We start from the raw sequence: 17,246 nt of genomic DNA, 5'->3' as shown, positions 1-17,246 counted from the left end.
GCTCACACGGCCTTGACGCACGCCTCCCTAGTGTTATCGAGACACGATCCACGGGGAGCTCGATCATGGTTCAGCCGTTCGCATTAACGATTCCTCCTGTCGTTCTCATCGTCAGTGACACTCCCGAGTATTCCTTCGACGGAACACGGCTCCTTCCGGGCCTGGACACCATGATCGGCACGGTCGCCGGCCGTCGACCCGAGTGGCTTCGGGTCGGGCCGGCCGGCCGTGACGCCGTGCCCCGCGAGCGACTTCGCGCCTCGGCTGCCGGCGCCCACGCGCTGGTGCTGCTGACCGCCGTCCGCAACAACTCCTGCTCCGGCGAGATCAAACTCGCCCTCGACCACCTCGCCGGCGGTCCGGTGCGGCGTAAACCGGTGGGCCTGGTCTCGGTGGGCGCGGCGCACGGGAGCCATGCGGTGGACCATCTCCGGGTCGTGCTGGCCGCGTTGGACGCGGTGGTCATCCCCAGCGCGCTGACCGTACCCGGCCCGCCGGCCGCCATCCCCCGGCAGCGCGCGACACCAGCCGAGCCAACGCACGGCACGCTGAGCGGCTTCGTCGAGGAACTCCTGTGGTTCACCGGCCGGTTGCGCGCGGACGCGCCGGACACGCCCGCGGCCCCCGAACTCCCGGAGGCCGACCCGGTGGCGGAACAGGTCGACTCGGCCCTGTCCTTCATCCGGGAGAAATTCGCCGACAACGAACTGACCCTCGGACTGGCAGCCCGGGCCGCGCACATGAGCAAATACCACTTCTCGCGGACCTTCAAGAAACGAACCGGTCACAGATTCATCGATTTCGTCACGGAACTCCGGATGGAACTGGCGCGCTCACTTCTGCTGGAAAGCGAACTGCCGGTGGCCGACATCTGCCTGCGGGTCGGATATCGGGACCTCAGTCATTTCCAACGCACGTTCAAGGCAACCTACTCGCTGTCGCCTTCGGTGTTCCGGTCGGCGGCACGGGCCGGATTCACGCCGAACGACATCTCGGCACCCGAGACGGCGGATCCCACGGCACGGCAACCCGCCCTGTGCGCGCCGGGCGAAGGGGGCCGACCGTGACCGGCCCGGTGCCGCACTATCTGTGCGGCCGATGGCAACCGCCCACCGACGCCGGAATCGCACGCCGACACGCGGTGCACGGACACGAGGTCTTCCGGGTGACCACGACCGGGATCGACGCCGCCCCGGCGTTCGGGTACGCCCGCGCCGTGGGCATCCCCGCGCTGCGCGGCACCGACTTCGCCGCGCGGGCCCGGTCCATGCACCGGCTGGGCCGCCATCTCGCGGGCCGGCGGGAGGAGTTCGTGCGCCTCCTCGCCCACCTGGGCACCTCGCCGGCCGACGCCGGACGGGACATCGACGGCGGGTTGGAGGTCATGCGGCGGCGCGCCGCGGCGATCACCCGGCGGCTGGCCGACGGCGGGGCCACGACCGACGGACGGCTCCTGGTGGACGACGGCCCCGGGGTACGGGGTTCGGCGAGCCGGTCGGTGCTCGACGCGCCGCCCGGTGTCGCGGTACGGATCGGCGGCTTCAGCCTGCCCGCGACCGGCCTGCTCGGCGCTTTCGCCGACACGTTCGTCGCGGGCATGCCGGTCATCGTCCGGCCGTCGCACCGCACCGCGCAGGTGGTGGCACACCTGGTCCGGGGGATCGTCGAGAGTGGCGAAGTCCCGGACGGGGCAATTCAGTTCGTATCCGGCCCGACCCCCCTGACCGACCATCTCGGCGCACACGACCTGCTCGGCTTCACCGGGACGTCGGCCACCTCCCGGCGGGTGCGCGGTCGGCTCGCGACACTCCGGGCCGCGCCGCACACGCACTTCGCCACCGATGCCCTGGACTGCGCGGTGCTGGCAGTCGACGGCGTACCGGGCACGGCGGCCTTCACGGTGTTCGTGGATCGGCTGGTGGCCGTGATGACGGCGCACACCGGGCAGACGAGGGCGGCGGTGCGGCGGGCCTTCGTACCCGCGCCGCTGGTGGACGTGGTGGCCGAGGCGATGGCCACCGCCCTGGACGCGGTCCGACCGGGTGATCCGGACCCGTCCGGGGTGGGCATGGGGCCGCTGATCGACGCGTCGCATCGACGGCGCGTCCTGGCCGCTGTCGCCCGGCTGCGCGGGGCGACCCGGACGATTCGCGGCACGCCCGCGCGGATCGCCGCGGTCGCCGAGGAGGGGCGGTTCGGCGCCTACCTGCCGCCGGTGTTGCTGGTCGCCGACGACTCCGGGCGCCGCGAGCTGCACGAGGTGGAGGCGTTCGGGCCGGTCGGCACGCTGCTGCCGTACCGCTCCCCGGCCGACATCCGCGACGTGCTCACCCTCGGCGGTCGCGGCCTGCACGGGTGGGTGGTCACCGAGGACCCGGCGACGGCCCGCGACCTGGTACGCGCACTGACCCCGACGCACAGCCGCGTCGAGGTCGTCGACCCGCGTGCTCCGTCCGCCGAGCCGAGCGCCCCGGACGACCCGGACTGCCTCGGTCCGTTCCTCGACCGACCGCGCGGGACGAGCATCCGGGCCTCGCCAGGGCACCTGGCCGCCGTCACCGACCGATGGGAGCCGGGTGCCGCGCGCGCGTACGGCCCCACACACCCCCTGCGGCGCTACCTCGGCGAGGTGCGCCCCGGCGACGCCGTGACGGTCGGCCCGCGCACGGTCACCCGGGATGACATCGACCGTTTCGCCGAACTCACCGGCGACCGTTACTACTTGCACACCGACGAGGCCGGCGCGGCCGGGCATCCGCTCTTTCGCGGGATCGTCGCCCACGGCTACCTGGTGTTGTCCCTCGCGGCCGGCATGTTCGTCCCACCCGAACCCGGACCCGTCCTGGCCAACCGCGCCTTGGAAAACCTGCGCTTCCTGGCCCCGGTACGACCGGGCGACGCGCTGACCGTCACCCTGACCGCCCGGCGGATCACCACCCGCCCCGGTGCCCGGCACGGCGAAGTGCGTTGGCATGTCGAGATCGTCAACCAGGACGCCCGACCGGTCGCCGACTTCGACCTCGTCACCCTCACCGCCGACCGGCCCGCCGGCGCCGGAGACAAGGACACGACGCATGCGCGCCACCACCATTCACGCCCCCTATGACATCCGGGTCGAGGACGTACCCGACCCGCGCGTGGAGCAGCCCGACGACGCGGTGGTCCGGGTCCTGCGCTCGTGTGTGTGCGGCAGCGACCTGTGGGCCTACCGAGGGCAGTCCCCCCGGGTGCCCGGACAGCGCATCGGGCACGAATTCGTCGGCACCGTCGTGGCCACCGGCTCCCGGGTGCGCTCGGTGCGCCCCGGCGACCTGGTGCTCGCCCCGTTCACCTGGTCCGACGGGACCTGTGTCTTTTGTTCGGAACGCCTGCCCACCTCCTGTACGAACGGCGGGATGTGGGGCGCGGTCGGGTCCGACGGCGGCCAGGGCGAGGGCGTCCGGGTGCCCTTCGCCGACGGGACCCTGGTCGAGGTGCCCGGCGAGGCCGCCTCGGACGAGCGGCTGCTGCGTGGGCTGCTCGCGCTGACCGACGTCATGGGCACCGGCTACCACGCGGCGGTGAGCGCCGGCGCGCGGCCCGGGGCGACGGTGGCCGTGGTGGGCGACGGCGCGGTGGGGCTGTGCGCCGTACTGGCCGCGCGTCTGCTGGGCGCGGAGCACGTCATCGCGCTCGGCCGACACCCGGAACGCCTGCGCCTGGCCCGCGAGTTCGGCGCCGCCGACACGATCACCGGACACGGTGAGGCGGCCGTGGCGGCGGTCCGCGAGGCGACGGGCGGACACGGTGTGCACGCCGCGATCGAGGCCGTGGGCAGTGCGGAGGCGATGCGTACCGCGGTCGGCGTCACCCGTCCGGGCGGCGCGATCGGATGGGTGGGCGCCCCGCACGGCAGCGGCGACGGTCTGGACGTCGGCACGCTGTTCATGCACAACCTCACCCTGCGCGGCGGCATCGCCCCCGTCCGGTCCTATATCCCCGAGTTGTTGCCGCGCGTGCTCGACGGCACCCTCGACCCCTCACCGGTGTTCGACAGCGTGGTCACCCTCGAATCGATCGCCGACGGATACCGCGCGATGGACGAGCGCAGCGCCCTGAAGGTCCTGGTCACCCCGACGCGACGACCCGATCGTTGACCACCCGGGTCGCGCCGCGCAGGTTTCGCACCTCGGGGACGGCCAGCGCCCCCACCGTCACCAGCACGATCAGCGCCGCGCACAGCAGCAGCGCGTGGTGCGCGCCGACGGCGTCCGCGAGGGGGGCGGCGGCGACGAGGCCGAGCGGGCCGAACATGAAGGAGCCGAGCCCGTCGTACGCCGCCACGCGCGACAGCGCCTCGCGCGGTATCTCCCGCTGCATCGTGGTCTCCCACATCACACCGAAGACGTCGAAGGCCGCCCCGGTGACGAACGCGCCGAGGGCGACGACATACACCGGGGCGCCGATGCCCAGCAGGGCGATCGGCAGGGCCGCCGCGAAGACCATCGACGTGGCCACCAGCAGGGGCCGTCGGGGACGGAGGCGGATGGCCACGAACACGCCCGCCAGCGTGCCGAGTCCCTGTCCGGCCAGGATCGTCGACCAGGCCGGCGCTCCGCCGAGATCGGCCTTCGCCACCACGGGACCGAGGACACCGAAGGCGGCCTGCATCGCGGCGATCACGAAGGCGAACTGGAGGACGATCACCCACAACCACCGGCGGGACGCGAACTCCCGCCAGCCTTCCCGGAGATCGCTCACCATGGAGGTCCGGCCCCGATCCGTCCCGGGGGTCGGGCGCAGGGCCGCGAGCAGCGCCGCGGACACCACGAGCCCGACACCGTTGACCGCCAGCGCCCATCCGGCGCCGACCAGTGCCACCGCGCCGCCCGCCGCCGCCATGCCCAGCAGGCGCGCGCTGTTGACGCCGAGGCGCAGCACGCCGTTGGCGGTCTGGAGGTGCTCGTCCCGGACGATCTCGGGTACCACGCCCGTGAGCGCCGGGTAGTAGAGGGCGAGTGCGATGCCGGTGGCGGCGGCGAGGAGCACGATCCCCCACACCGGCGCGTGTCCGGTGACGAACATCGCCGCGAGGCCGAAGAACGCCGCGGCGGAGGACAGTTCCGCCGTCAGCATCAGCCGGGTGCGGGAGATCCGGTCGGCGACGACTCCGCCGAACAACATGAGGGCGATCTGCGGCACCGTCTGCGCGGTGAGCACGATCGTCAGCGTGGTGGCACTGGCGCCCGGCAGGTCCAGGACACCGAAGGCCAGCGCGACGGGGCCGAAGGCGGCGGCCAGTACGGAGATCGTGCGTGCCAGGAAGAGGAGCCGGAACCGCCGGTCGTCGAAGAGGTCCCGGCCCCGCACACCGCCCACCGGCGCCACATCGTGTACCGCCGTCATGACGGATCGACCACGAGAACGACCTTGCCGCGGCCGTGGCCGGTCTCGACGGCGCGATGCGCCCGCGCCGCGTCGGCCAGCGCGTACGTCTCACGAAGGTGCACGGCGAACCCGCCCCGGCTCCACAACTGGGCCAGCTCCCCCAGCAGTTCGCCGCTGCGTACGCCGCTCCACGCGCGCAGGCCGAGTTCGCGGGCGGCCTCGTCGGAGATCATGGTGAGCACGCGGTCGCGGTCCCCGGTGAGTTCGACAAAGTCGCGGAGCGCTTCGGGGCCCGCCGCGTCGAGTGCGGCGTCGACGCCGTCCGGGGCGATCGCCCGTACCCGCTCGACCAGGCCCGGGCCGTAGGTCACCGGGACCGCGCCCAGCGAGCGCAGGTAGTCGTGGTTGCGCTCGCTCGCCGTGCCGATGACGGTCGCGGCTCCCCATGCCTTGGCGAGCTGTACGGCGATGGTGCCGAGACCGCCCGCGGCGCCGTTGATCAGCACGATGTCCCCCGGGCCGACCGCGAGTTGCCGCAGGGCCATGTGCGCGCCCTGCCCGTTGCCGGACAGCCCCGCGGCGATCTCCCAGGGCATGGCCGGCGGCTTGCGGGCGACCTGGTCGGCGGGGACGACGATGAACTCGGCGTACGCCCCCGTGGTCGCGTAACCGAGTACCTCCGTTCCGGGTGGTAGCCCCGTGACCCCCTCGCCGACCTCGTCGACCACGCCCGCGAACTCGTTGCCGGGCACGAGAGGTTCGGCCGGGAAGCGGGGCGTCATCGCGGGCGGGAACCGCCCGGCGCGCAGAGCCGTGTCGAAGGGCATGACACCGGCCGCGCGCACCCGGACGCGCACCCGGCCCGGACCCGCGTGCGGGGTGGGGATCTCGGCGATGTGCAGGACCTCGGGTCCGCCGAACTCCCTGACGATTGCGGCCTTCATGGCTCCGCCTCCTCGGCGACCGAAGCGGCGGGTCGGACCGCGCACGTGGCGTGGACCGGCGCCGCCGCGAAAAATAACGGAGTGAAATGCTCCGTTAAACTATAACGGAGTGATTCACTCCGCAACGGATATCCTGGTGACCATGACCACGAGCGAACAGCCGCGCAAACGCGGCCGCCAGGCCGAGGCGGCGCGCAACGACCGGCGAGTGCTCGCCGCGGCGCGCGAGGTCTTCACGAGCCAGGGCGCCGACGCGCCGGTGTCCGCGGTCGCCGAGCGCGCGGGCGTGGGCATCGCCACGCTGTACCGGCGGTACGGCACCAAGGAGGAACTGCTCCAGAAGCTCACGGTGTCGGCGGCCGAGCAGTATTCGGAGGCCGCGCGGACCGCGCTCGCCGCCGAGGACCCCTGGGAGGGGTTGGCCGGTTATGTACGTGAATGTGTCGACTTCGGGCCGGGCTCCCTCGCGCCGATCGCCGGGACGGTCCGCTTCACGGCGGAGATGGCCGAGGCGGGGCGCGTCTCGGACCGCTTGGCCGAGGAGGTCGTGGCCCGCGCCCACGCCGCGGGTGTCCTGCGCGCCGACGCCACCACCGTCGACATCTTCCGGGTGATCGAGCAGTTCTCCCGACGCCCACCCGTGCCGACGACGGCGGACGCCAACGCCCGGGAGCGCCTGGTCGCCCTGGTCCTCGACGGCCTGCGCGCCCGCCCGGACAACACCGACTACCCGCTCCCCGGCCGGCCGCCCTCGGCAGAGCGCTACGACGAACTGTGGCGCAAGGACTGACCCCGCGGGCCGGCGCCGTCGAGCGCAGGGGCCTCGTGCGCGTCGGCAGGCGTGGTCGGAGCTCTCGTTCGGCGCGGCCTTGCGGTGGGTATCGCCGCTCGCGCCAAGGGTCGCCGAGCGGAAGCGCGTGGGGTCGCGTGATGATCGCCGTCGGGGCGTATGGTCGTGCGCATGCGCATTGTCATCGCGGGTGGTCACGGTCGAATCGCGCTGCGGCTCGCACGGCTGCTGCATAGGCGTGGAGACGAGGTCGCGGGGATCATTCGCCGGCCGGAGCAGGCGGGCGACGTGTTGGCGGCGGGCGCCGAACCCGTCGTGTGCGACCTGGAGTCGGCGACGGTCGCGGAGGTCGCCGGGCATCTGGAGGGCGCGGACGCGGCCGTATTCGCCGCCGGCGCGGGGCCGGGCAGCGGCGCGACCCGCAAGGACACGGTCGATCGCGCGGCCTGCGCCCTGTTCGCGGACGCGGCCGAGGCGGCCGGCGTACGGCGCTTCGTCGTCGTGTCCGCGATGGGCACGGACGGGGAACCCCCGGAGGGCACCGACCCGGTCTTCGCCGCCTACCTGCGCGCCAAGGGCGCGGCGGACGCCGATGTCCGGTCACGGGCCGGACTCGACTGGACCATCCTGCGACCGGGGCGCCTGACCGACGAACCGGGCACCGGCACGGTGGAACTGGCCGCGTCCACCGGGCGCGGGCCCGTCACCCGCGACGATGTGGCGGCCGTGCTCGCCGCCCTGCTCGACGCCCCCGGAACGGCCGGCCTGACGCTGGAACTGATCGGCGGGAGCGTGCCGGTGGACGAGGCGGTCACGACGGTCGCCGGCTGACCCCTCGGGCCGGCACCGCGAAAGACACCGGGGCGGGGGACGACGCCGACCGTCCGGTCGGCGCCGTCGTCATCCTCCGCGCACGCGGCCCCGTCGGCGCCGGCCGGTCAGTGCCAGTCGCCGATCCGCACGTCGCGGGGCTCGGGGGCACCCTCGCCGGTCTCCAGGAGTTGCTTGAGGCTCATCAGGAAGACGGCCCATTTCGTGCTGCAGTGGTGCATGAACTCGACCGGCTCACGCCAGCCCTCGTGCCTGAACAGCACGATGGTGAAGTCGCCTTCCTGGCGGAGGTTCCACTCCACACGGGTGCCGACCCACTCCTCCGGCCCGTCGACGACCTCCCAGCGCACGACGCGTCCCGGGTCGAGTTCGACGACCTTCATGTCGAACCCGCCCGGCCCGAACCGGAATTCGAGCACGCCGCCGAGGTCGGTCTCCCCCGATGTCTTCTCCGTCCACCAGCCGGCCAGGCCGGCCACGGTGGTGAGTGCTTCGTATACCCGCTCCGGCGAGGCGTGCTCGACGCCGATGCGGTGAAGGATGTCTGCCATGTCGCTGTTCCTCTCTACTGCTTTCCGGTCTCGTCGGTCGATTCCCTGGCGCGCCGGATCGTCTCGGCGATGCGCTTGACGCGCCGCAGGCGGGCGTCCCAGGTGGCGCCGACATCGGCGAGTTGGGCGACGGCGCGGGCGAGTTGGGCCTGATCGACGCGAAACAGCCGCTCGCGGCCGGCGGTGGTGGCGTGTACCAGACCGACCCGATCGAGCACGACGAGGTGCTTGGCCACCGCCTGGCGGGTCACCGGAAGGTGCTCGCTCAGGCTGGTCGCCGTCCCGCTGCCGTCGTTCAGCAGCAGGTCGAGCATGCGGCGCCGGATCGGGTCGCCGACCGCCGACCAGAGGTCGTCGTCCACCACCACGCTCATGCACCCGCTCCGACTTTCGCGGCATACGTCGGCAGCCGAGGCAGGTAGTGGTCCCAGCCGGTGGTGTGTTCGGCGTACACGGCGGCGACCTTCGCCTCGTCCGGCCACCACTCGCGCAGGTGTTCGGGGCTGCTCACCACGTCGAAGACGACCTCGGGTGAGGCGTCGATGTGGATCTCCCGCTCGATCGTTCCGAATGCCATGCGGGCCACCTTCTGCAACGTTTGGTTGCACATCACCTTAGCCGACACCCTTGCAGACATGCAACCATTGGTTGCATGAGAAGGCGAGCCGCGTGTCGCGCCGGTCGTTTCGTACCCCGCGTGTTCGAGCCGGCTCCCGGCCGAAAGCCGGTGGTAGGCTCGCCGCGCTCGGACGACGTATATACGGGGGTATTGTGAGCGATCAACCGAAGTGGGCCTGGTGGGTGGTCGGGATCGTGATCCCCGTCGTCGGGATCATCGTGACGATCCAGGTGGCCACGAAGTCGGATTCCGACGACAACAAGTCACAGTCGACGAACAACAGCGCCCCGATCAGCACCCCCGCGTCGAGCGGCGGGAACGGGTCGCCCGGGGCCAAACCCGGGACCGACCCGGCGACCTCGTCCGCGCCGAAGGCACCCGCGAAGACGCTCGCCGGACCGGTGAAGATCACCCTCAAACCCGACGCCCACTACGTCGACCTGGACACCTCGTCGCCATTCGCCCAACCCGGATCCAAGGGTGCCGACGCATTCGTCGGGTTCAACCTCCCGGACCTGGCAATCGGCCCGATCAAGTCGGCCGACGTCGTGGCCATCGCCCCGCCCGACGGCCCCGAACCGACCCGGGACGACTGCGCCCAGGCGATCGCCAAGCGCGGCACCTACACGAGTGGCGAACTGTCCCAGGGCATGCGCGTGTGCCTGCAGACCGACGAAGGCCACACCGCCTACCTGCGCATCACCGGTGTGCCCACGCGCAGCGCGGTCATGTTCGAAGCCACGGTTTGGGAGTAGCCGCCCGCCGACTGGTCGTCAGATCCGGTCCCACACGACCGACGCGTACAGTTCGCCGAGCGTCGCCGCCAGCGCGGTGTCGACGGGGATCGACACGTCGTCGATCAGCCGGACCGGCGCGATGCCGCGCGAGTTCGTCACGAACGCGGCCCGGAACGAACCCACCTCGGACAGCCGGACCGGGCCGCGCCGCGAGGGCAACGGCCCTGCGGAAAGCGCCCGTTCGAGCAACTGCATGGTGATGCCCTCGAGGACCGGCGCGTCCGGCCAGATCAGCGAAGTGCCGTCGTGGAAGACGATGTTGGTGATCGCGCCCTCCGCGACGACCCCGTCCGGACCGGTCAGGAGCGCCTCGTCGAAGCCCTCGCGGGCGACCAGTCGCCGATAGTGGGCCTGCCCGAAGTCCCCGACCCGCTTGATGTGCGGCACGGTCCGCAGGTACGGAACGGACCGCAACGCCTGCGGGGCGCCCGACATGTCCCCCGGTGGCCGCACGGAGACCAGCACCGTGAACGCCCCGCCCTCGTCGGCCGCGAACACATGCACCCGCACCGACGCGTCGAGGACATCGTCGGCCAGCGCATGCCGGATATGCCGCCGAACCAGTTCCCCGTCCAGGGCGCTGCCGAACAACTCCCGACTGGCCGCGTCGAGCCGCCGAAGATGATCCGCCAGCCCTCGCACCCGCCCACCACGCACCTGCATCGCGGTGAAGTGCCCATAGCCTCCCACGGCAACGGCATGCAGCCGCTCCACCGTCGTGGCCCGCCCGTCGACCTCGACCCGCACCCCCACCAGATCACCCATGCCCCCGACAATAGCCACCCCACCCGGCCGATTCGGGGCGGCCCGGTGCGGGCGTGTCTTCGAAAACGCGAGGGTTGGCGTCGATGATCGCGGGCAGCCGCAGAAACGTCCGAACTTCGGTGGCATGTCGGCGAGTTGCCCGGCACGGTCGGCGGTTTCGGCAGGAAGTCGGCGGGGAGTCGGCGGGGAGCGGGAAGCAAGGAGCGGACTGTGAGCGCGATACGTCCCACGATCGACGATCCCGAATCCGCGTCGGGCAAAGGACTGCCCGGGTCCCACACCGGGACGGCGGCGGCACCAACCGGTGGATTCGTCGCCTACGACCGGGCGTTCTGGTGGCTCGCCCCGATCGTGTGTGTCGTCGCGGCGTATTGCGGTGTGCGGCGGCAGTGGGATCTGCTCGCGGCGATGGCGGGCGTCGGCGTGGTGGCGACGGGCGTGTTGTACGTATGCGGCCTGTTCCGGGCCGCGACCCGCTCCGAGGCACGGCGGTGGGCACCGCGCAGGCGGGTGAATCCTCGGGCACGCGCGGTCTCGTTCGCCACCGTCGACGCCATGACGGGACCCCGATTCGAGGAGCACGTCGCGGACTTGTGCCGCCGTGACGGGTGCCGCGACGTGGTGGTCAGCGGTGGCGCCGGCGACCTGGGGGCCGACGTCGTCGCCCGGCTGCCCGACGGTCGCAGTCTCGTCGTGCAATGCAAGCGGCTCGGCCGCACCCGCGCCGTGGGCAGTCCCGACATGCAGCGCTTCGTCGGTACCGCCCGCCCCGTGCACGCCGCCGACGTCGCGATACTCGTCACGAACTCCCGCTTCACCGCACCCGCTCGCCGCCTCGCCCGAGCCCAGGACATCGTGACCGTCGACCGCAGGTCCCTCGGCCGCTGGATGGCCGGCACCGACCTTCCGACCCTGCTCGGCGCGGCGGCGAACCCGCCGACGGAACCCCTCGCGGCGACCCTCCCATACCCCGAGGCCCGGCTGGACGGGGCCGCGCCCCTACCCGACTGACCCGTCCCGGATTCGTCGACCACCGCGCTCGTGGGTCGGGCCGTTCCGGGGTACACGCGCGGGATGGAGACCTTCGAGGTGCTGATCTATCCGTACAACACGCAGGACATGCCGCCGGCGGCACGCGGGCCGGCCGTGCGGTCCGCGACGGTCCGGCCCACCGGCGAGGAGGGCGCCACCGGCCATCCGCGCTACGCGGGCGACGGCGTGCAGGCCGACATCGATCCGGCCGGCAGGACGGTCGAGGCCATCACCGTGGACGGCGCCGAGTTGGAGGACGGCTGGAGCGCCCGGATCGCCGACGCGTAGCCCACGCCGGGCAGCGCCGCCGGGTGGGCGGCGAAAGCACCCGCCCCCCGGCGACCGCCCCGCGGTTCAGTCGGCCAGGAGCTGGGTGCGCAGGGTCGCGACTGTCCGGCTGATCAGCCGGGAGACGTGCATCTGGGAGATGCCGAGGCGCTCGCCGATCTCGGACTGGGTCAACTCCTCGCCGAAGCGCAGGGTCAGGATCTCCCGATCGCGCGGGCCGAGTGCGGCGATCAGCGGCTTGAGGGCGACCAGGTTCTCCGTCATCGCATAACCGGGCTCGACGAACGCCGCCCGGCCGGCCAGTGCCGGCGTGGACCCCTCGTCGTCGGGGGCGGGGGCGTCGAGGGACACGGTGGAGTAGGCGGCGGAGGCGATCAGGCCCTCGTCGACCTCCTCCACGCTCACACCCAACCGCTCCGCGAGTTCGGCGGAGGTGGGCTCCCGGTCGTGTTCGGTCGTGAACGCCTCGCGGGCCCGAGCCAGTTCCAGGCGCAGTTCCTGGAGACGGCGCGGCACGTGGACCGACCACGACGTGTCGCGGAAGAAGCGCTTGATCTCGCCGGAGATGGTCGGGATCGCGAACGTGGGGAACTCGACCCCGCGCGCGGGATCGAACCGGTCGATGGCCTTGATCAGCCCGATCGTCCCGGTCTGGACCATCTCCTCGGTGGTCTCGGGACGCGAGCGGAACCGGCCGGCGACGTACCGCACCAGCGGCAGGTTCAGCTCGACCAGGGTGTTGCGCACGTATTGGTACTCGTGCGTGCCCTCCTCCAGCGCCTTCAGCCGCGCGAACAACACCTTCGACATCGCGCGCGCGTCGACCGCCCCCACCGCCGTGGGGTCCTCGATCCGCGGGAGTCCGCCGACCGTCCCACCCTCCGGCGCGGCGCTCGCGGAGTCGGCGGAGGTCGACACGCTCACCGTGGACAAGGTCATCTCGGCTCCTTGGGGTCGTCGAATCGGCACGAGCCCCCTACCCGAATCGTTGACCAGTACACCCATTCGAGTGAGTCGGTGGTCACACCCACGCCGCGGCGCACCCGCTACCGGTCGTGGTTCAGGCGCAGCCGCACGGTCGTGCCGGAGTCGGTGGAGCGGATCTGGACCAGGTCGCAGAGCTGGTTGGCGATCCACAGGCCGCGTCCGCCCTCGACGTCCGGGTGCGGGATGTGCCGTCCGGCCAGCGGGTCGTCGACCCTGCCCGCGTCGCGGATCTCGCACACCAGTGTCGTGCCCTCGTCCCACAGGCTGACCTCGCCGTGGCCGCCGCCGTGGATGATGCTGTTGCCGGCGATCTCGGTGACGACCAACAGGGCGTGTCCGACATACGCCCGAGGAGCCTCGCCGAGCCGACCGCGGACGAAGGCGCGCACGCGCGCGAGTTCCCCCGCGGCGAAGACGAGGTGTTCGGCGTGCTCGGGGGCGTCCGGAAGCGGCGGTCCGGTCAGTGTCGCGGCGTAGTGGGCCGGACCGGGGTGGGCGTGCCGGTGTTCGGCGCCGGCGTCGAGGACCCGGGGGTGGGAGTGCCGAACGGCGTCGATGACCGAGGGGGCGAGGGTGGTGACGTCGTACGGACACAGGAGTTGCCACGGCACGCCGTCGAACGCGAGGTTGAGCAGGGATTCGTGGTGGCGGCATTCGACGAGTTCGTCCTCGGAGCGGCCCGCCCAGATGGGTTCGCCGATCCCGCGGAACGCCCGGGCGCCCTGGTCATGGGTCCATTGGCGCCAGGCGGGGATGATCCGCGCGGGGTTGCGGCCCACACGTTCCATGTCGATCCAGGTGACGTGCTCGGCGTCGGCGGCCAATTCCTTGCGCAGCGCACCGGCGCGGGGCTCGATCACCGCGACGGCGACGGCCTCGTCCGCTTCGAGGCCCGCGCGGACGAACGTGGCCGTGCGGTCGACGAAGTCGTCGAGACCGGCATAGAGAAGGGCATCGTGACGGAACACGTCCGGTACGCGAACGGTCATCGCCGCACCGCCTTCTCCAGCACCAGCCCGGGCGCCCCGTCCCAGCCCGCGAGGGTCACCAGGTCGCACAATTCCGCCGAGGCCGAGCGTACGACCACCGACAGGCCCGAAGGCATGCGCCCCGCCGTCTCCACCAGGGTCCGCACCCCCGCCACGTCGATGAACTCCAGGAACGCCGCGTCCACACACACATCCCCCGCGTAACCGGCCCGCTGGGCGTCCAACGCGGAACGTACGTGCACACAGTTGTCCGCGTCGACCTCCCCCGCCAACCGCACCACCGAGGGCGGCCCGAGCCGCTCGACTCGGAGCACCCCGTCCGCATAGACCATCGCCACGAAAGTCCCACCGCCCTTCCCGGCGGATCCTAGCGCGTGTCTCCAAACCCCCGCCGGGCTCCACCCGGCGGGGGCGAGCCCCGCCGAACCAGGCCGAAATCGTGAGCATCAAGCGGTGGGGAACAGCCGTTCCCGGAGGTCGACCCGCAGGACCACGACGTCGGAGGTGCGCCGAGGTGCGGAGGCGGCGCCGTCGACGTCGTAGCTCAACCGAATCCGGGAGCCGATGTGCGGCAGCAGCTCGCAGGCGGGGATCCGGAAGACCACCGGATGTCCGACGCCGTTGCCCGGGACGGGGGCGGACTCCTCGAACACGGCCCCGTCGGAACTCTCCCAGCGCACCGTGACGACATCGCCGGCGGCCATCCCGGCGTACGCCGGTACTCGTACCGTCGCGCCCAAGGGCGCCTGGTTGGGATCGAGTTCGCCGTCCTCGGCCTCGTCGACGAACGGCAGGGCAAGCGGATCGCTCATCTCACGCAGTCCCTTCGGCAGCACATGTTCGGGGATCCGAATCGTTCGAACCATGCGCATGCCCGCTGCCGCGCGTTTCAGGCGTACGGCGACGGCGGACGCCGAGTCGCGTCCGCCGGCGATCGTCAATGCGCCTCGTGCTCGAAGGGCCCCTCGTCCGCGCGCCCCGGCGCTTCACGGTCGCCGTGCCCGCCGTGGTCGCCGGGCGAATCACGATCCCCGGGCACCCCGGAGCCGGGCGCGCCGGAGCCGCCGGAAGGGGCCGACGTGCCGGACCCGCCGGGGAATGACTCCACCGGCAGGTCGAGCGCGTCGGCGACGGCCCGGCCCCGGTCCGCCGGATGCCGCACCTCTGTTCCGGGCACGACCCGGTACGTATTACGCCGTCCGTTGCGCTGCCGGGTCAGATATCCGCCGGCCTCCAGGTCCGCCAGGATGCCCTGGACGGCGCGCTCGGTCAGCAGGCACACGGCCGCGATGTCGCGCACCCTCGCCTCGGGATCCCGGGCGATCACCGAGAGCACACGGGCATGGCTGGTGAAAAACGTCCACGACGGTCGGGACGCGTCCGCATCACTCATGAGGCCCATCGTAAGGTCGTTTGTTCCGGCAACACGATACCTGAAATGAAGTTCCTGAATAACTTGACGCATGTTGGCTCGCGTCGGATCCTTGACGAGAAGGATCGACCCGGCTCGGTCCCCACTGCCCCCGTTTCGCGCTTGCGACCGGTCCCCACCTGCCAGACGTGTGAGGGAACATCCATGTCTTCACGCCGACCCCGCAGCCGTCGCCCGGCCCCCGCCGCGACGGCACGTCGCCCCGGCCGTCGCCATCGGGAAACGGCCACACACCTGCGCGTACGGGTCATGCCGTACGGCGATCGCGTGCTCCTGCGCGTCAGCGGGGAAATCGACATCGACACCGCGCCGCTGCTGCGCTCCGCCCTCGACACCGCGCTGGATCACGGGGCATGCCGCGTCGACGTGGACATGCGAGGGGTGACCTTCTGCGACAGCACCGCGCTTCACGTCCTGTTGCACGCGCGGACCAAGGCCGCCGACGTGAGGGTCGAACTCGCCCTCGCGCCCGGCGACCGGCTGCGGCGCATCCTGGCCATCACGAACATGGCACACCTGTTCGCCCCGCTCGCCCTGCCCGTCCGACCGTGACCGGTCACGACCCGATGCCGCGGCAGCGGGCCGGGGGCCTCACGCGTGCGGCTCGTCCAGGGACCAGCCGGCCGTATGTGCGGTGATCATGCGCGTCAGGCCCGAACGCCCCGCCGCCGCAAGCGCTCGACGCTGCAGTTCGGCGCCGGTGCCCTCGCGCAGGAGCCGCCCGGCCAGGGAGTTCACCCGCCGGGTGTCGCCCGCCCGATCCAATTCCGGTCCGACGTGCGCGAGCAGCGCGGCGACGACCTCGGTGGCCGGTCGCGGGCGGCCGTCGTCGGGGGCGATCAGGGTGCCGGACAGGCCGTGGCGGGCCGCCTGCCAGACGGCCGCGTCCAGGAGTTCGGGCGCGAGGGCGAGTTCCGGGCGGCCGTCCGCGTGCTCGCGCAGCGCCGTGGCCACCAGCGCGCGCACGAGCCCCGCGAGCATCACCGCGTCGTCGGCGCGCAGCTGCACGTCCATGGCCCGCACCTCGACGGTCGGGAACCGCTCCGACAGCCGCGCCGACCAGTACACCCGGCCCCGATCGACCAGTGCTCCGGCACGGGTGAGCCCGTCCAGCCGCCGATCGTAGTCGTTCGCGTCCCGAAACCGGGGCGGCGTACCGGTGACCGGCCAGCGCCCGAAAACCAGCGTGCGCCAACTGGCGAATCCGGTGTCGTCCCCGTGCCACAGCGGCGAGTTCGCCGACATCGCGAGCAGCACCGACAACCAGGGGCGGATCCGGTTGAGCACGGCGACGCCCGCCCCACGATCGGGTATGGCCACATGTACGTGCATCCCGTTCATCAACGCCTCGTCCACCAGGCGCGCCGCGTCGACGTGCAGGGACCGGTAGCGCTCCTTGTCGGTGACGGGTATCGGCCCGTCCGGCGCGAAGGGCGCGGTGCCGACCGCGGCGAGCCGGCATCCGCACTGCTCCGCGGCCTCGGCCACCGCGTGGCGCAGGCGCAGCAGGTGGCCGCCGATCTCGTCGAGCGTCTCGCACACGGGCGTGGCGGTCTCGACCTGTACCTGGAGCAGCTCCGGCTGCACCTCGTCGTCGTCCAGCGCGGCCTGCAATCCCGCCGCCGCGCGCACCGCCGGCGAACGCGGGACGGGCAGACCGCTGTCGTGGTCGACGAGGAGGTATTCCTCCTCGACGCCGAGAGTGATCACCGGACAGCTCCTCGCCCTCTGGGTTCGCGACCCCGCCCGAACGAGTCGCCCGGGGGACGCGGGGGGCGCGTTCCCCGGGCGTCTCGAGTCACCGGGCGGATGGTCACGCGACTCCGGACGTCGGCGTCGCGATCGACTGCTTCC

Annotated in this window: 22 protein-coding genes; 9 read left to right on the top strand and 13 right to left on the bottom strand. The window is 72.3% G+C overall.

The features are described 5' to 3' along the window. Window positions 1–65: 65 nt before the first annotated feature. The 3 genes from ACMXN5_RS45020 to ACMXN5_RS45010 are packed head-to-tail and all read left to right on the top strand — an operon-like array spanning window position 66 to window position 4,136. A complete protein-coding gene (locus ACMXN5_RS45020) occupies window positions 66–1,067 on the top strand; it encodes a helix-turn-helix domain-containing protein (RefSeq protein WP_439680656.1) in 1,002 nt (333 codons plus the stop codon). After that, complete coding sequence (locus ACMXN5_RS45015; protein WP_439680654.1) at window positions 1,064–3,106, top strand: aldehyde dehydrogenase family protein; 2,043 nt, start codon at window positions 1,064–1,066, stop codon at window positions 3,104–3,106. Before ACMXN5_RS45020 ends, ACMXN5_RS45015 begins: the two co-directional genes overlap by 4 nt. After that, window positions 3,075–4,136 carry a zinc-dependent alcohol dehydrogenase family protein gene (locus tag ACMXN5_RS45010; RefSeq protein ID WP_439680653.1) on the top strand — a complete coding sequence of 354 codons (1,062 nt, stop codon included), beginning with the start codon at window positions 3,075–3,077 and terminating at the stop codon, window positions 4,134–4,136. The genes ACMXN5_RS45015 and ACMXN5_RS45010 overlap by 32 nt, the downstream gene beginning before the upstream one ends. On the opposite strand, the gene ACMXN5_RS45005 is transcribed toward ACMXN5_RS45010, so the two are convergent. Together ACMXN5_RS45005 and ACMXN5_RS45000 are read right to left on the bottom strand one after the other, a co-directional pair. After that, window positions 4,108–5,385, bottom strand: a complete 1,278-nt coding sequence (locus ACMXN5_RS45005; RefSeq protein WP_439680651.1) for an MFS transporter — start codon at window positions 5,383–5,385, stop codon at window positions 4,108–4,110. The genes ACMXN5_RS45010 and ACMXN5_RS45005 overlap by 29 nt on opposite strands. Further along, window positions 5,382–6,311 (bottom strand): NADP-dependent oxidoreductase, encoded by a 930-nt coding sequence (locus ACMXN5_RS45000; RefSeq protein ID WP_439680650.1) that lies wholly within the window; start codon window positions 6,309–6,311, stop codon window positions 5,382–5,384. The genes ACMXN5_RS45005 and ACMXN5_RS45000 overlap by 4 nt, the downstream gene beginning before the upstream one ends. Before the next feature lie 142 nt (window positions 6,312–6,453). Here ACMXN5_RS45000 and ACMXN5_RS44995 point away from each other — a divergent pair, with 142 nt between their 5' ends. Both ACMXN5_RS44995 and ACMXN5_RS44990 read left to right on the top strand, forming a co-directional pair. Then, on the top strand, window positions 6,454–7,101 hold the full coding sequence (locus tag ACMXN5_RS44995) for a TetR/AcrR family transcriptional regulator (RefSeq protein WP_439680649.1): 648 nt from the start codon (window positions 6,454–6,456) through the stop codon (window positions 7,099–7,101). A 171-nt stretch (window positions 7,102–7,272) separates the two neighbouring features. Next, window positions 7,273–7,932, top strand: a complete 660-nt coding sequence (locus ACMXN5_RS44990) for an NAD(P)H-binding protein (RefSeq protein WP_439680647.1) — start codon at window positions 7,273–7,275, stop codon at window positions 7,930–7,932. A 107-nt stretch (window positions 7,933–8,039) separates the two neighbouring features. On the opposite strand, the gene ACMXN5_RS44985 is transcribed toward ACMXN5_RS44990, so the two are convergent. From ACMXN5_RS44985 to ACMXN5_RS44970, 4 genes are all read right to left on the bottom strand, one after another. Further along, window positions 8,040–8,483: an SRPBCC domain-containing protein gene (locus ACMXN5_RS44985; RefSeq protein WP_395800967.1), complete on the bottom strand. Its 444-nt coding sequence runs from the start codon at window positions 8,481–8,483 to the stop codon at window positions 8,040–8,042. Window positions 8,484–8,497: 14 nt separating this feature from the next. Beyond that, a complete protein-coding gene (locus ACMXN5_RS44980; protein WP_439680645.1) occupies window positions 8,498–8,857 on the bottom strand; it encodes an ArsR/SmtB family transcription factor in 360 nt (119 codons plus the stop codon). Then, the gene (locus ACMXN5_RS44975) at window positions 8,854–9,060 is read right to left on the bottom strand and encodes an SRPBCC family protein (RefSeq protein WP_439680644.1); all 207 of its coding nucleotides are present in this window, start codon (window positions 9,058–9,060) and stop codon (window positions 8,854–8,856) included. The genes ACMXN5_RS44980 and ACMXN5_RS44975 overlap by 4 nt, the downstream gene beginning before the upstream one ends. Before the next feature lie 202 nt (window positions 9,061–9,262). Next, complete coding sequence (locus ACMXN5_RS44970) at window positions 9,263–9,514, bottom strand: hypothetical protein (RefSeq protein WP_395800961.1); 252 nt, start codon at window positions 9,512–9,514, stop codon at window positions 9,263–9,265. Between ACMXN5_RS44970 and ACMXN5_RS44965 the strand changes: the two genes are divergently transcribed. Then, window positions 9,504–9,857: a hypothetical protein gene (locus ACMXN5_RS44965; RefSeq protein ID WP_439680643.1), complete on the top strand. Its 354-nt coding sequence runs from the start codon at window positions 9,504–9,506 to the stop codon at window positions 9,855–9,857. The two genes, ACMXN5_RS44970 and ACMXN5_RS44965, sit on opposite strands and share 11 nt — an antisense overlap. A gap of 18 nt (window positions 9,858–9,875) precedes the next feature. Here the strand turns inward: ACMXN5_RS44965 and ACMXN5_RS44960 are convergent, their stop codons facing one another. Continuing rightward, window positions 9,876–10,664, bottom strand: coding sequence for an aminotransferase class IV (locus tag ACMXN5_RS44960; protein ID WP_439680642.1), 789 nt, complete (start codon window positions 10,662–10,664; stop codon window positions 9,876–9,878). A 210-nt stretch (window positions 10,665–10,874) separates the two neighbouring features. Between ACMXN5_RS44960 and ACMXN5_RS44955 the strand changes: the two genes are divergently transcribed. Continuing rightward, window positions 10,875–11,675: a restriction endonuclease gene (locus ACMXN5_RS44955; protein WP_439680641.1), complete on the top strand. Its 801-nt coding sequence runs from the start codon at window positions 10,875–10,877 to the stop codon at window positions 11,673–11,675. 63 nt (window positions 11,676–11,738) lie between these two features. Further along, on the top strand, window positions 11,739–11,984 hold the full coding sequence (locus ACMXN5_RS44950) for a hypothetical protein (protein ID WP_380032870.1): 246 nt from the start codon (window positions 11,739–11,741) through the stop codon (window positions 11,982–11,984). 66 nt (window positions 11,985–12,050) lie between these two features. On the opposite strand, the gene ACMXN5_RS44945 is transcribed toward ACMXN5_RS44950, so the two are convergent. From ACMXN5_RS44945 to ACMXN5_RS44925, 5 genes are all read right to left on the bottom strand, one after another. Continuing rightward, entirely contained in the window at window positions 12,051–12,923 is an 873-nt protein-coding gene (locus tag ACMXN5_RS44945) for an RNA polymerase sigma factor SigF (protein ID WP_439680640.1), read from the bottom strand. 107 nt (window positions 12,924–13,030) lie between these two features. Continuing rightward, window positions 13,031–13,960 (bottom strand): anti-sigma factor RsbA family regulatory protein, encoded by a 930-nt coding sequence (locus tag ACMXN5_RS44940; RefSeq protein ID WP_439680638.1) that lies wholly within the window; start codon window positions 13,958–13,960, stop codon window positions 13,031–13,033. Then, on the bottom strand, window positions 13,957–14,292 hold the full coding sequence (locus ACMXN5_RS44935) for an STAS domain-containing protein (RefSeq protein WP_439681420.1): 336 nt from the start codon (window positions 14,290–14,292) through the stop codon (window positions 13,957–13,959). Before ACMXN5_RS44935 ends, ACMXN5_RS44940 begins: the two co-directional genes overlap by 4 nt. 114 nt (window positions 14,293–14,406) lie before the next feature. After that, window positions 14,407–14,772: a hypothetical protein gene (locus ACMXN5_RS44930; protein ID WP_439680636.1), complete on the bottom strand. Its 366-nt coding sequence runs from the start codon at window positions 14,770–14,772 to the stop codon at window positions 14,407–14,409. Window positions 14,773–14,897: 125 nt separating this feature from the next. Then, window positions 14,898–15,353, bottom strand: coding sequence for a MarR family transcriptional regulator (locus ACMXN5_RS44925; protein WP_439680635.1), 456 nt, complete (start codon window positions 15,351–15,353; stop codon window positions 14,898–14,900). Between ACMXN5_RS44925 and ACMXN5_RS44920 the strand changes: the two genes are divergently transcribed. Beyond that, entirely contained in the window at window positions 15,303–15,944 is a 642-nt protein-coding gene (locus tag ACMXN5_RS44920; protein WP_439680634.1) for an STAS domain-containing protein, read from the top strand. The two genes, ACMXN5_RS44925 and ACMXN5_RS44920, sit on opposite strands and share 51 nt — an antisense overlap. A gap of 39 nt (window positions 15,945–15,983) precedes the next feature. Here the strand turns inward: ACMXN5_RS44920 and ACMXN5_RS44915 are convergent, their stop codons facing one another. After that, window positions 15,984–17,102: a carboxylate-amine ligase gene (locus ACMXN5_RS44915; protein WP_439680633.1), complete on the bottom strand. Its 1,119-nt coding sequence runs from the start codon at window positions 17,100–17,102 to the stop codon at window positions 15,984–15,986. Between the last annotated feature and the right edge of the window lie 144 nt (window positions 17,103–17,246).

Origin of the sequence: Embleya australiensis (assembly GCF_051903075.1) — a bacterium.
Classification (GTDB): domain Bacteria; phylum Actinomycetota; class Actinomycetes; order Streptomycetales; family Streptomycetaceae; genus Embleya.
Note: the sequence above shows the minus strand (reverse complement) of the source record. Positions and strands in the feature narration are given on the sequence as shown.

Bases quoted from the DNA above. Each gene is read 5' to 3' on its own strand.
- ACMXN5_RS45005 (WP_439680651.1), bottom strand. From the start codon at position 5,385: ATGACGGCGGTACACGATGTGGCGCCGGTGGGCGGTGTGCGGGGCCGG.
- ACMXN5_RS44960 (WP_439680642.1), bottom strand. From the start codon at position 10,664: ATGGGTGATCTGGTGGGGGTGCGGGTCGAGGTCGACGGGCGGGCCACG.
- ACMXN5_RS44950 (WP_380032870.1), top strand. From the start codon at position 11,739: ATGGAGACCTTCGAGGTGCTGATCTATCCGTACAACACGCAGGACATG.
- ACMXN5_RS44990 (WP_439680647.1), top strand. From the start codon at position 7,273: ATGCGCATTGTCATCGCGGGTGGTCACGGTCGAATCGCGCTGCGGCTC.
- ACMXN5_RS44980 (WP_439680645.1), bottom strand. From the start codon at position 8,857: ATGAGCGTGGTGGTGGACGACGACCTCTGGTCGGCGGTCGGCGACCCG.
- ACMXN5_RS45000 (WP_439680650.1), bottom strand. From the start codon at position 6,311: ATGAAGGCCGCAATCGTCAGGGAGTTCGGCGGACCCGAGGTCCTGCAC.
- ACMXN5_RS44940 (WP_439680638.1), bottom strand. From the start codon at position 13,960: ATGACCGTTCGCGTACCGGACGTGTTCCGTCACGATGCCCTTCTCTAT.
- ACMXN5_RS44995 (WP_439680649.1), top strand. From the start codon at position 6,454: ATGACCACGAGCGAACAGCCGCGCAAACGCGGCCGCCAGGCCGAGGCG.
- ACMXN5_RS44925 (WP_439680635.1), bottom strand. From the start codon at position 15,353: ATGAGTGATGCGGACGCGTCCCGACCGTCGTGGACGTTTTTCACCAGC.
- ACMXN5_RS45010 (WP_439680653.1), top strand. From the start codon at position 3,075: ATGCGCGCCACCACCATTCACGCCCCCTATGACATCCGGGTCGAGGAC.
- ACMXN5_RS45020 (WP_439680656.1), top strand. From the start codon at position 66: ATGGTTCAGCCGTTCGCATTAACGATTCCTCCTGTCGTTCTCATCGTC.
- ACMXN5_RS44930 (WP_439680636.1), bottom strand. From the start codon at position 14,772: ATGAGCGATCCGCTTGCCCTGCCGTTCGTCGACGAGGCCGAGGACGGC.
- ACMXN5_RS44935 (WP_439681420.1), bottom strand. From the start codon at position 14,292: ATGGTCTATGCGGACGGGGTGCTCCGAGTCGAGCGGCTCGGGCCGCCC.
- ACMXN5_RS44985 (WP_395800967.1), bottom strand. From the start codon at position 8,483: ATGGCAGACATCCTTCACCGCATCGGCGTCGAGCACGCCTCGCCGGAG.
- ACMXN5_RS44945 (WP_439680640.1), bottom strand. From the start codon at position 12,923: ATGACCTTGTCCACGGTGAGCGTGTCGACCTCCGCCGACTCCGCGAGC.
- ACMXN5_RS44920 (WP_439680634.1), top strand. From the start codon at position 15,303: ATGGCTGGTGAAAAACGTCCACGACGGTCGGGACGCGTCCGCATCACT.
- ACMXN5_RS44975 (WP_439680644.1), bottom strand. From the start codon at position 9,060: ATGGCATTCGGAACGATCGAGCGGGAGATCCACATCGACGCCTCACCC.